Source organism: Ferrimicrobium sp. (assembly GCF_027319265.1).
Classification (GTDB): domain Bacteria; phylum Actinomycetota; class Acidimicrobiia; order Acidimicrobiales; family Acidimicrobiaceae; genus Ferrimicrobium.
The window spans coordinates 38,138-50,059 of sequence record NZ_DAHVNP010000065.1 but is presented as its reverse complement, the minus strand read 5'-3'; the positions used below and the strand labels follow the sequence as shown (position 1 = coordinate 50,059).

General features: G+C 57.4%; 10 protein-coding genes. 6 read left to right on the top strand and 4 right to left on the bottom strand.

From position 1 onward, the window contains the following. The first annotated feature begins 478 nt into the window (after positions 1-478). The 5 genes from M7439_RS09665 to M7439_RS09645 all read left to right on the top strand — a co-directional run bounded on the left by M7439_RS09665 (position 479) and on the right by M7439_RS09645 (position 6,110). Positions 479-2,287 carry a hypothetical protein gene (locus M7439_RS09665; protein WP_298343786.1) on the top strand — a complete coding sequence of 603 codons (1,809 nt, stop codon included), beginning with the start codon at positions 479-481 and terminating at the stop codon, positions 2,285-2,287. A gap of 544 nt (positions 2,288-2,831) precedes the next feature. Further along, positions 2,832-3,545: a maleylpyruvate isomerase N-terminal domain-containing protein gene (locus M7439_RS09660; protein WP_298343783.1), complete on the top strand. Its 714-nt coding sequence runs from the start codon at positions 2,832-2,834 to the stop codon at positions 3,543-3,545. A 685-nt stretch (positions 3,546-4,230) separates the two neighbouring features. After that, entirely contained in the window at positions 4,231-4,980 is a 750-nt protein-coding gene (locus M7439_RS09655) for a helix-turn-helix transcriptional regulator (protein WP_298343776.1), read from the top strand. A 521-nt stretch (positions 4,981-5,501) separates the two neighbouring features. After that, positions 5,502-5,897 carry a hypothetical protein gene (locus M7439_RS09650; RefSeq protein ID WP_308464478.1) on the top strand — a complete coding sequence of 132 codons (396 nt, stop codon included), beginning with the start codon at positions 5,502-5,504 and terminating at the stop codon, positions 5,895-5,897. 3 nt (positions 5,898-5,900) lie between these two features. Continuing rightward, on the top strand, positions 5,901-6,110 hold the full coding sequence (locus M7439_RS09645; protein WP_298343770.1) for a hypothetical protein: 210 nt from the start codon (positions 5,901-5,903) through the stop codon (positions 6,108-6,110). Between the two features lie 985 nt (positions 6,111-7,095). Here M7439_RS09645 and M7439_RS09640 read toward each other — a convergent pair. Then, positions 7,096-7,503, bottom strand: coding sequence for a hypothetical protein (locus tag M7439_RS09640; RefSeq protein WP_298343767.1), 408 nt, complete (start codon positions 7,501-7,503; stop codon positions 7,096-7,098). A 603-nt stretch (positions 7,504-8,106) separates the two neighbouring features. Between M7439_RS09640 and M7439_RS09635 the strand changes: the two genes are divergently transcribed. Then, a complete protein-coding gene (locus M7439_RS09635) occupies positions 8,107-8,961 on the top strand; it encodes an aldo/keto reductase (protein WP_298343764.1) in 855 nt (284 codons plus the stop codon). A gap of 21 nt (positions 8,962-8,982) precedes the next feature. Here the strand turns inward: M7439_RS09635 and M7439_RS09630 are convergent, their stop codons facing one another. The 3 genes from M7439_RS09630 to rmuC form a co-directional block, all read right to left on the bottom strand. Continuing rightward, positions 8,983-10,161, bottom strand: coding sequence for an MFS transporter (locus M7439_RS09630; RefSeq protein ID WP_298343761.1), 1,179 nt, complete (start codon positions 10,159-10,161; stop codon positions 8,983-8,985). A 20-nt stretch (positions 10,162-10,181) separates the two neighbouring features. After that, a complete protein-coding gene (locus M7439_RS09625; RefSeq protein WP_298343759.1) occupies positions 10,182-10,499 on the bottom strand; it encodes a DUF962 domain-containing protein in 318 nt (105 codons plus the stop codon). Between the two features lie 99 nt (positions 10,500-10,598). After that, on the bottom strand, positions 10,599-11,900 hold the full coding sequence (gene rmuC, locus M7439_RS09620; RefSeq protein ID WP_298343756.1) for a DNA recombination protein RmuC: 1,302 nt from the start codon (positions 11,898-11,900) through the stop codon (positions 10,599-10,601). Between the last annotated feature and the right edge of the window lie 22 nt (positions 11,901-11,922).

Below are 11,922 nucleotides of genomic sequence, written 5' to 3'. Positions count from 1 at the left end.
AAACGTGCCCATCAGCGCAATCCTGCTCACCTACAAGTTCATCCACGCGACACAATCGTCATCACTGGTCCCTCACGCACTTCACCACAGAGGCGCCATGCCGCTGGCAGTGGGCTCGGACCTTAACTAAGTGGTATTGGGGCTAACCCGGGTTATCTTCGCATACGTGTTGGGTATGGGAGGTTCAAAATCACAAGCGCAGATTATGCGGTCACGTATCTTGCGCGTGCACTCGTGAGGAGCATGGTGGATATCCCAACCGCTGCAGTGGTGGCATTGTCGCTCAGAATGGAGGCTGCCTTAGGGCGTTGCCAAGCGATCGAAGGGTTGCGCCAGATTGGCACGTGAGGGCACAAGTTCTTGCGAGGTGGGGGAGGTTCTTGGGGAATCTGTGTTGAACGAGCGGGTTGCAAGCATGAGAGACGTGGTGCTGAGCTAGGTTGGGTGCGTGCACTCTGTTTCGTGAAGTAGGTAACTGATGGGCCGACAAGCTCCACTATGGCTGATGCGAGGAGCAATAGCGTTTATCGCGACCACGATGCTCTTGGCGGGTTGTGGGTCTGTCAGTTCGCATGCTGCCGGAACTACCCGAAGCAAGGCGGCCGGGACCAATGCGACCCTCCCTCTAGAGATATTGCAGAGCTCGATCACCCCGTCAGGGTCGGTGTATCTCTCCTCTGCGTCGAGTGATGGAGGTAACCCGGTCCTCTTAAGGTACCAACGGGGCAAGTTTTCTCAACTCGCGCGCCTCTCGGGATCGGTCGATCTCATCGATTTTCTCAATCGGCATGACGGAATGGTGGCCTCCGAGTCAAGCGGTAGTGTGTACGCTGCGGTCGATGGTGGAGACCACTTTCGACTCCTCCATAACTTCTCGCGCCAGGGTAGCATCGTGGGGTTGGGTTTGGTGACCTCCACCCATGGTTATGTGGTGCTCGGCACACCGACAGCAACCGTCGTCGATGAGACCACTGACGGTGGACATAGCTGGCATGCGATCGGGACGCTCCCCATCTCTTACCCGGACCGGGTTCTCTTTGACTTCACTAGCGGTGATTCCTATCTCATGGTAGAGAGTGGCGGGGGAGGAGCGCCAGCCTACTTTGTCCGGAAGGAAGGAACATCCACCTTCCAGAGGGAGGTTCGAGGCTTGGCTGCTCCTCAGCCGCCCGCTGGCAGTCTTCAGCCCAGTAGCCTTCAAGTCGTTGGTCAAAGTACGATCGTTGGTTTCCAGGCAAGCCCAGGAGCCAATTTTGACCCGACGCCGCCGCTTCTCGCCACTAAACCCACGCCAAACTTTGTCGAACGACAGCCGGCTTGGTTCGGAACTCAGCGGGTCGAGTTCAATAACTTTCGGAGACTCTCAGATGGCGCGGTCATCGCAGTTTCTGGGCGGGGGATCTACCAATACAGCGATAAGAGTGGGTGGAGACGCTCCTATCCCGCGCTCATGGCAAGCGCGGTCTTCAATGCCCAGGGTCGCCTCGGTACAGTCGGTGTGAACCAACAGGGTCAACACGTCGTGATGGTTGGTGTGACGAAGTGGAGTTCTCCAACCCTCCAGACCTTACTGAGGTCCCCGGATGCTCAAGTGATCGGAATGACGACGAAACGCTCCCTTCTTATCACCTTGCAAAAGTCCGACGGCTCTCTGCAGCTCTTCGCCCTCGACCGAGCGGGTGATGAGCGAAGCATCCCGTTTCCCCTGGCTATCTCTAGGACGGTCTCCTCGGTTGTGGCGGCCGGCAGCGGACTCGCCACGGAGGCGAGTTCCAACGCTGGTCCTGGTCCCGTGTATCTCTCGTCGATCGCCACCAGTGCGCGTGGGATCGACTTGCACCTCGACTCCACGATTCCGCTGGCCATGTACCCACTTTCCGCGCAGAGTCTTTGGATTGGCGCAACGCAGCGGGTGGGGTTCGGCACAGGCGCTGGCTCGCCAGGTAGGAGTGATTATCTTGCCTATAGCGGTAACGGCGGGCGGAGCTGGACAAATATCAGTGTTGGTGCGAACGATATCGATGCGATCGATTACGCCTCGTCTGGGGTTGTTTGGGCTACGCTCAGCCCCTACGCCACGCCTTCGTTTTCGTTTCTTGTTCGGGTGAGCCGTGTGACGGGTTCGGTGGTGCGCGTACCGATCCCCTCCTTTTTCCACCGAGGGTTTACAGCGGTTTTTGTCTCCTCCACGACCGGCTGGCTCCAGGCGACTAGCTGTGACTCCGGCTGTAGTGCATTCGTTGGGACCACCAATGGAGGTGGTCACTGGGGCCTTGTCTCCCCTTAAGATCATGGATCGTCCATCCGCTGGGGTGGGTTGGGTCTTGTGATGTGCGGCTTGAGGAGTCTGTCCGTAGTCGAAGCGGATGAAGGATTGCACCTCGACTCGGTGGGTGGCGGGTCTATGCTCGCATCGTCCTTGGTTGCTCATGTCATCTTCGCAGTGGAGGGATGGCCGCGACGGTACTCGTCGCCTAGGCATTTGACTCGACTATCGCTGGGCCGAGATTTGTCCGTTCATCAGCCCAACGGTTCTGGATTGTGGAGGCACACCACTTGGAGCTCGACCGGTCGAAGATGCACCATGACGCTGCGATGAGATACGGTCAGTTGCGACTTGTTGGACGGCCGGATGGGTGTTCGTTACCGCTACCACTGTTCCTCACCGTCGGTAGACCGGTTAAGAGGGATCTACAACGCAAGCATTGATACTTCGTCGCAGCCCGAAGCACCCCGAAGCTAACCTCGTTTGCATGACACACTCTCCTAGCCATCACAGCCCCATCAACCCTATCACGACTCACAATCTCTTCCCCGAACAGGAGGCATTTTTGGAGACTCTAGAGAACACACCGCCGGAAGCGCTTACCGCCTGTGAGCTCTGGCGAACCCATGAACTCGTAGCTCACTTAACGGCGGGAGCAATTGAGATCTCATTGAATCTCGAGGCTGCACTTGAAGGCCTGCCGATCCCAGTGACCCGATCGTTTGAGGAGCGTGAGGCGCCGTACCGGGAGATCGCAGATCAGCGGTTGCGCAACGAGTTGCTCGCCTCGTTGGAACGCGTCTCTCGGGTCCTTCATGCCATTCTCGTCGAGGATCCTGATGCAGTGGTCCCCTGGAACGGTCGATCAATGGTAGTCGCTACCTTTGTTACCCATCTGCGTAGCGAGTTGGCGCTGCATCGATGGGATCTGCGAGGCGATGATGAGATTGGCTTTACGCTCCTCTCGCAGCCGGAGCTCACCGCACATGCGGTCACGGTACTCGGGACGGTACTCGTTGATCAGACCGTTCAATGGACAAAACCGGCGGGTTCGCTCATCGTTGGAACACTAGATGCGCCTAGCGTTGTGGTCAGCCAGGATTTTAATGGCCGTCAGTTGGTCTTTGGGGACGACGACTCCGATCCGACGATTGTGGCCGACACAGCAGCAAGGTTACTCCTTCTGTGGGGAAGAATGCCCAATGACCCGCGCCGCGTAAGTGCTCCTGGTGGTCCAAGCGTACTAGCCGAGCTCAGAGCGCTTCTCTCTGGATATTGATCGGTGACCGTCACTGTTGTACCCGACGCAGGCTCAGGACGTGTCTGCCCTGCCCGTCTCGGTCGGGATAGGCCAAGGTGCTGCCCATCTATGTCTCGACAGATAGTGGTAGCGTGTCACCGGTGTCAGTCCCGGCGTGGCACTGGCGATTGCTCGGATGTCTGGGAGGGTTGCGGTACCCTGGCAAGAGATCAAAGCGAAGATGGGCTCGCCTCCGACTGCTTGCGATGGGGGACAATCCTGGGAAGAGGTGCCACCATAGCGCAGCGAAGGCAGCGCCGATCCCCTGGATGGATCGCGCGGCAACTAAAAGACCCAGGGCTGGTACAACTCTGGGAAGGGCAGATTCGAGAACAAAGATCGTCATACCCACTCGCGAAATGTCGAATTCCTCGCATTCTCCCGAGAGCAGCACGACACCAGGGACCGCGTTGTAGGAGTCGGCGATCCACTGGTGGTTGAGTGGAGGTATGTACGATAGTCGTGCACGCGCGAACTGGACCGCCATCGTGTCAAGGATGACCATGAAGTACCCAACACAGGTAGCCGCCGACGGTCCAGGGCGAATCCCTGGATGGCGCCGCTTCCCAAGGTCCCATACTCCGGTCGACCTCCGGCCACACCTTCAGCACTACCATCGGAGCCCTCGCGACGCCCCGAAGTACCGTGAGAATAGAGTGGACGGGTGACGACGAACACACCAGCGCTTGGTGACAGTGACATAGGGGTTGTGGCTGCCTTGATCGGAGAACCCGCTCGTGCAGCGGTGCTCATGGCGCTGCTCGATGGGAGAGCCTTGGCCGCGAGCACGCTAGCCGCAGAGGCTGGCGTGAGCGTCTCTACGATATCGGCTCACCTGGCTCGGCTTGTCGGCGGGGGATTGATTAGCGTTGAGGCCTCAGGGCGTCATCGTTACTTCCGTCTCTCTCGTAGCGAGGTCGCACAAGCGCTTGAGGCACTCGCCTGTCTTGCCCCCTATCGCCCGATCCGATCCCTGCGCCAAGACACGCACGCAAGGGCGATTCGTGAGGCTCGAACCTGCTACGACCACCTCGCCGGGCGCCTGGGTGTGGCGCTCTTGGAGGCGCTTGTTCGTGACGGAGTTCTTGTGGCCAGCCAGAGCAAGCGAACCAGGGAGTCGGATCCCATCCTCGGAGCGGGACGATCTTTTGACTACCTCCTCACCGATGGGGGCAGATCACGTCTGCTAGAACTCGGTGTCCAACTCGTTAGTCCCTCGAGGCGTCCATTAACCCGCTACTGTCTGGACTGGAGTGAACAGCGTCCACACCTCGCTGGCGCACTGGGAAGTGCACTGCTCCTACGTCTTCTCGATCTTGGATGGATTACCCGTGGCGATCGCCGAGTCGTGAAGGTGACGCAATCTGGCCGGTCTCATCTCGCTCAAGAGTTTGGTATCGTTATTGACGGTTGAGGTTGTCCATCTCGGGGAGTGACGCAAGAGTTCTGTACTGGCGAGAGTTAGGACACCGGATTGGACGAATGGGATGGAGCCGGATAGGTATGGTGATCGGGAGTCGAGCCTGATCGCATCTATTTTGAGCGGTTGTGTGCTCGCCATACTTCTCATCGTGGGATGATCAAGGATACGTTGCTCGTTTGTCGCTGATCGCTGCTAACGGTCACGACAATCAGGTGCCAACATCTGAAGACTCGAGCATATAATCTCGACGGTGCAAGCACAAACACTTGTTGATAAGTTATATTGCTCTGGGTGTATTCTGGACATAGTGTGTTGATTGAGGCATAGTGGATTTCCATCGTCGGCGATTTCGCTCCGTTTGGCTGGTGCTTGGGTTGCTGCCCTTCTTGCTCGCGGCCTCTGGTGTCGAGCACGCAGAATCTGTTAAGCACGCTGCTCTGCCCAAAGCGACCTCTGGAGTGAAAACAGCAGAAGCGAAGGGTGCTAGCACAAGCACTGGCCAAGGAGCCTCTTTGCTCGATCGTGCTGGAGTCGTCGTGGGAGCAGAGCCGGTTCACATGAACATTACCATCACGGATTCTCTCGGCAACATCGACTCGGTGACGACCATGACTACTGATCCTTTGAACCGGGAGCTTGTGGGTACGACGCATTCAACGGTGAGTGGCCTCAGTGGTGCGAACGCGGTGACGGTGCTGGGACACTTCATCGCCATCGGCAGTCGTTACTGGGATGAGTCTAATCCGCCAGGTGGTGGGTGGCATGAGGGTACTGTCCATCCTGAGGATCCCTTTCCGCTCAGTAAGCTGCTTCCCTATTTGGTCAACGTTCATGGAGTGCCGGGCAAGTTTATCCGTGGTCACGTCACCATAGGGGTGAGTGCTACTTTAGACAGCCAAGGGGTGTAATTGATGGAACAGCAAGCCACCACGACGCTCGTTAGCCCGGCTCAACAGATCATCGATTCGATCGCTTTCAGTCTCTGGATGGATCCAGATCATCGCTCGCGGGAACTTCAACTCACTGAGTATTGTGTTCAAGAGGGTCACCCCTATCAGGTCTATGAGACGATTCTGTATTATGACTGGGGTGTCGGAGTGCACGTCGTTAACCCAACTTAATAATCGCGGGCACGTGGTACCATGGTGCCAAATAACCCCGTTGTTTGAGCAGGGGTTGCAGCTCTATTACGTGCTCGCTATTCGATGGGTCTGAGCTTGGCGAGTAGTTGGGTGTTACATGATTACTTTCCAGGAAAGCGATGCTGAACTCGTACCTAAAAGGCTGAGGGTTGTTCCTCGCTATGCCTTTGGAGAGGGTGGTGGTGTCTGCTAACTTGGTTTGGTAACCGTCACGATCAAGGAGTTCTTGGTCCCACTGCTCCCACTTGATCCAAGGATCGTAATGTTCCAGCTTGCTGATGACCAATTTTGGACAGCTCCACCATTGTAAGAGTAGCTCGATTTATCGGAGTAGTTGGCAGCATGAAGTTCGGACGCATAGCTTGATAGCTCAGATCGGAAACTGCCTGTAAAGGAGTATGTTAACTCGTAATGCTGACCCCCCGAGACGGTAGTGGCGATGCTCCCAACCAACTTGATATGGGGTGGTAATGGGATTCCGGAAGGAAAACCGGAGGGAAGGCTAGAGGTGGCCCCGATCACCTCGCTACCCTTGGATGTCTTGAATGTCACTTTCGATCCGCTTGAGTTGGTACTGACCTTTGCGGTGCCGTTCGGGGTTGATACCGAGACCCCAGAGGAGGAGCCGCAGGCGCCTAGTAGCAGAGACGTAATGCCCAAAAGGCTGAGAGCTGCAACCAGATGCTTAGACCGATGAAATCGGTGTTGCATGTTCCCGTCTCCCGATGGGATACCTCGAATATTGGTAGTCATCCATCCTCCCACCGCAGACTCCTCCTATTGCCTTCTCATGTTTGTCGCAAGCATTCGCACACCATGCGGTGACTTGCAGACGTTCCGACCATGGTTTTCTAGAGGATCAAGCATAGTCGGTTCAGACCTGGTAGCGCCGTCATGTCGCGATGATGCAGGTGTGATATCGATATCTATGATGGAATTCCCGCGACGGATCTCGGAGGTTTGTCTATTCAGCTTCGTTGGCTGCAACAAAGGCCGGCCTAATCTGAAAGAGGAGATACCAGACGACAAGCACCTCCAAGAGGGACCAGATGTTACCCAAGCCGGTCAATACCACGACGATGATAACCATCGCGACCTGGATTAGGGATGCATAAAATAACAACTGCCACCCACGGCGTCGGTGCTCACGTAAACCGGGAACGGCTACTAGGTACCACACGCCATAAACAGCGGTGAGCGCCGCGGCAAGGTAGAGCGAAAAGGTGAAACTCACACCACCAAAGAACCCTACAAACCCAAAGTCGTTTGCCAAGGTTAAGAAGCCCAGGGCGTCGAAGAGGTAAAGGACCCCCACGATTGCGACGATCAACCAAGCCCAGCGGGCCAACCATGCAACAAACTCCTTTGGCAAGTCTGGCAAGTCGGACGAGATGTTGACGAATTCTGACTCGATTGTGTCAGTGAGAGAATGCACGTCACGATTATAGCCAGCGATATGGCCTAGAGGTTATCAGGTTCCCAAAAAAGATGTTGTGGTCTATCGATCTTCACGTTTTTGGGTGAAAAACGACGTCACTGCGCTGGTTAATAGTACCGCAACGTTCTTGGCGGTCGATCGTGGTGGACTTGCTTGAATATTTGATTACCGCCGGATCGACAAATGGGTAGCGGAGGTGCCAAGCACGCCTCCACAGCGCAGTACGGTAGCAAGCCAGTTTCACGACGGGGCCGACGGTGAGAATGGTTCCCTTGATGCTGGTCGGATTCAGTGGGAGTTGGTTGGGCGATCGTTGCCTCTCTGGGTGGCTGGGCGTGTGGAACGAGGGTATCAAGCCCACGAGGAAGGGCTGCCGAGAGGGCACATCTTCGCCGGGCTGAGGTGAAGGAGGTATCCCATCCGAGGATCGGGAACGCACGACTAGGATAATGGTTGTAGATGCAAATAGTTTTCTAGGCCATTGGCAGCGAACTGTCCTTGGCGGAGAACCTGATGATAGCAAACGAAGAGGTGTTGATGACAGATTTTACTGGTGGAGAGTTTGCGATCGGTGAAACATTGCGAGTAGGAAGGCTTGGCTACGGCGCGATGCAGATCACAGGTCCTGGAGTCTGGGGACCCCCTCGGGATCCAGCGGAGGCGAAGCAGGTGCTGCGCCGAGCAGTCGAACTCGGGGTGACGCTGATCGACACGGCAGATTCTTATGGACCCTATGTCAGTGAAGAGCTCATCCATGAGGCGCTATATCCGTACCCAGAGGCGCTGGCCATCGCAACGAAGGCGGGTCTCGTACGTACCGGACCGGGTGTCTGGGTGCCGGTGGGTCGTCCAGCCTACCTTCGACAGGAGGCGGAGATGAGTCTTCGCCGACTTGGTGTTGATCGGTTGGATCTTTTCCAACTCCATCGCGTTGATCCCGATGTCCCCTTGGCAGACCAGGTCGGGCTCTTGGCGGAACTTCAAGCAGAGGGCAAGGTGGATAGGATTGGCCTATCGGAGGTCACGGTAGCCCAGATTGAGGAGGCGCGGACCTACGCCACAATTGATTCGGTTCAAAACCTCTATAACGTGGCCAATCGCCAGTCTGAGGAGGTTCTTCAGTACTGTGAAGCATCGGGTATCGCGTTCATCCCCTGGTTCCCGATTCAGACAGGGGCACTTGCGCAAGGTGACGGTGCACTCGGTGAGGTGGCACGCGAGCTCGGTGTAAGCCCAGCACAGGTCGCATTGGCCTGGCTGCTCGCAAAATCACCGGTGATGCTACCGATACCTGGAACCTCCAGTGTGGCCCACGTCGAGGAGAATATCGCCGCAGCGGAGATCGAGCTCACAGTGGAGCAGTTGGCGCGACTGGATGGCCTAGCCTCGTAGGGGGTGCTTGGCCACTCGCTATCACGTGGCCGTTCGTTGTTCCAGTAGGTGACTTCCGGCCACGACAGCTACTGCGGCTAAGCCACAGGTGGTCGCTGCAAGCAACCATCCCGCACTGTAGCTGAAGTGATCGATACCGAGACCGATGATGGTTGGACCCAGCATTCCGCCGAGTCGACCTCCTAACTGGGTCATACCCGTCGCTCTGGCTGGGGTTGCACGATGTTTGTCGATCACAGCGAAGTTAAAGAGTCCGTTCCATCCCCAGCCGACACCAAGAGCAATGACCGCACCGGGTACGAGGAGCACGGCCAGCCCTAGGTGTTGTCCAAGCGCGAGGCTTGCATAACCAACGGCACCGATGAGCATCATGATGGCGATGACCGAGAAATGGGAGGAGTCGCGACGATCAGCGAGCAAGCCACTGGTGATGCGCACCACTACGGTCGTGGCTCCGGCGAGTGCGGCGATGAAGCCGGCGGCACTTTTGGAGATACCCGCATGGACAGTACCAGAGACCAGAAAGGCAGCCATGCCGGATGCGCTGAAAACCCCAAGTCCGATACCAATGGCAAGCAAGGTGATCGGCAGTTTATCGATCGCTGGCAGTGCTCTTGTGCCATGCCTCGCAACGTTGGATCGTGGCTGCGAGGGCCGTGGCACCAAGATCGCCGTGGTGATGGAGAGAATGGCGGCGAGTCCAAAGGCCCAGCGCCAACCCACGGTAAGCGCAAGTGCCGGAACAGCGAGACCGCCGAGTAAGGAGGCAAAGGGAACCGCTGCTTGCTTGATACCAAAGGTGGCACCCTGCTTGCCGGGTTTACCTCGCCTTGCCAAGAAGAGGTTCGAGGCGGTGGCGGTGGCGGCGCTGACCATCCCGCAGGGGAAAAGGAGGAGGGCGAGTAGCCACCAGGAGGAGGACAAGAGTGCGATCGCAGCGAGGAGGATGCCTCCAATGACAGGGGTGAGCTTCAGGACCCGCACCCCTCCCATACGTTCGGCTACTCGACCAGAGGGTACCGCCCAGAGGGCTGCGCCGAGATAATAACTCGTGACGGCGAGGCCGAGCTCGGCGGTGGTCACCGAAAAAGACTGACGGATCTCGACCGCGAGAGCACCGACGAGGAATGCGGGGATCGACGCCATGCTGGTTGCAAGGACAGAGACCAGGAGATCCCTGTTGAGGAGGCCACCTCCCATGGATGGCGCGTTTGTCGCGCTCACTCGTCGGGGGTGAGCTCATTGCGAGCTCGCGCAAGGTGAGGACCGAGGCGTCCGGCCATCGCGAGAGCGAGCATCCGGTAGTCCGCCAGCAGTGATGCAAAAGGGTGCGCAAACGTCTCTGGTCTATTGTGTTCGATGAAGAAATGGGCAAACCAGGCAGGGACATAACCGGCGATGGGCACGGCGAAGAGTTCGCGTGGCCGCCGCGCCCGCGCGAGGACGACGATCGCTAGTGCCGAACCAAAATAGTGGAGCATTCGCGTCGCCCGACGCGAGTGTGCACGCAGATATGTCAACCAAAATTCGTCAGTCATAGACCTACTTTAGCGGTGTCGCAGGAACATCTCAAAGTGAAAAGGAAGGGTTGTGACGTCGGTGAGCACGAGTTAGGTGCCCTGGTAATAAGGAACTCCCTAGGACTTGGGATGCTCTACAGGGATGACGGCTGGGTCGACGAGGCGCAGAGAATCGCTAACAGTATCGAGCTCTTCGAGCTCACCCTCTCTCCCCTCGACCCCATGGTCGAGAAAGCGTCTCGCTGAGGGTAGAACCCGACGATCGAGGGAGCCGACGCCGTCATTGTAGGCCTTCACGGCCGAGGCGAGCCCCCCACCCATTCTGGCAAGGTGATCTCGGAAGGTGCCTAAGCGTTGGTAGAGATCGCGACCGATCGCAGCGATCTGTGCCGCATTTTCTTCGAGTGCCTCCGATCGCCAGCCAAAAGCAACGGCCTTCAGCAGTGGCAGCAGGGTGGTCGGTGATGCGATGATCACCGATTGCGTAAAAGCCTCCTCAAGTAGGGACGGTTGTGCGGCAAGTGCTTCACTGAGGAAGGCCTCACCCGGGAGGAAGAGGACGACGAAGTCAAGGCTGTTATGTAGTCGCTCCCCGTAGCGACGGGAGGCAAGATCGTGCACCATCACCTGGAGTTGATGGGCATGTGCCGCACGTAACGTGAGACGTTCTTCGTCGGTTTCGGCCTCTGTCATCCGGAGAAACGCATCAAGGGGTGCTTTCGCATCGACCGCGATGGACCGGTTCCCTGGTAGGTGGATGACCACATCGGGACGACTGCGTCCGGTGTCATCGCTGAGGGTTGGTTGTTCTTCGAAGTCACAGTATCGAGTCATGCCGGCGAGTTCGATGACCCGACGAAGTTGCACCTCACCCCATCCTCCGCGCACCGTCGGCTGGCGTAGCGCCTTGACCAAACTGTCGGTCTGCGCCCTGAGCTGTGGGAGATGGATCGTCATGAGATCCTCGAGTGACTTGCCAAGCGCCCCGAACTGTTCCCGCCGATTGTCCTGGAGATCGCGCAGCTCGGTATTGAGACGCTTGAGTTCCTCATCGACCGGCTGAACAAGGTGCTCAAAAGAGGTCTTTGCCGTGGCGGAGAAGGTCTTCTCTGCTCGCGTCGCAAGCTCTTCGGTGTAGCCCTGCATGGTCGTTGAGACCCTCGCTGCCAGCAGGCTGTGGGCGTACTCGATAGATCGGTCAAGCTCTTCTTTCGCGAGGGCCGTGGCGCTGAGTCGTTCTTCGAGCCGTGCGATCGTCTGTTGTGCTTCACCAAGCTCGGTGGAATTCACCGACATCTGCTCGCGTAGATCTCGGCACTCATTCATTAGGGTGGAACTCTCACCCTGCCCTCGGCGACCAATGAGGTAGCCAAGAAGCAATCCGACCACAACCGCCAGGAGCACCGCTAGGTAGACCATACTAACCTCCTTGCTCTGTAGT

What these genes read in the sequence shown, in the direction of transcription:
- rmuC (WP_298343756.1), bottom strand. Translation starts at nt 11,900, where the DNA reads ATGGTCTACCTAGCGGTGCTCCTGGCGGTTGTGGTCGGATTGCTTCTT.
- M7439_RS09645 (WP_298343770.1), top strand. Translation starts at nt 5,901, where the DNA reads ATGGAACAGCAAGCCACCACGACGCTCGTTAGCCCGGCTCAACAGATC.
- M7439_RS09625 (WP_298343759.1), bottom strand. Translation starts at nt 10,499, where the DNA reads ATGACTGACGAATTTTGGTTGACATATCTGCGTGCACACTCGCGTCGG.
- M7439_RS09665 (WP_298343786.1), top strand. Translation starts at nt 479, where the DNA reads ATGGGCCGACAAGCTCCACTATGGCTGATGCGAGGAGCAATAGCGTTT.
- M7439_RS09630 (WP_298343761.1), bottom strand. Translation starts at nt 10,161, where the DNA reads ATGGGAGGTGGCCTCCTCAACAGGGATCTCCTGGTCTCTGTCCTTGCA.
- M7439_RS09635 (WP_298343764.1), top strand. Translation starts at nt 8,107, where the DNA reads ATGACAGATTTTACTGGTGGAGAGTTTGCGATCGGTGAAACATTGCGA.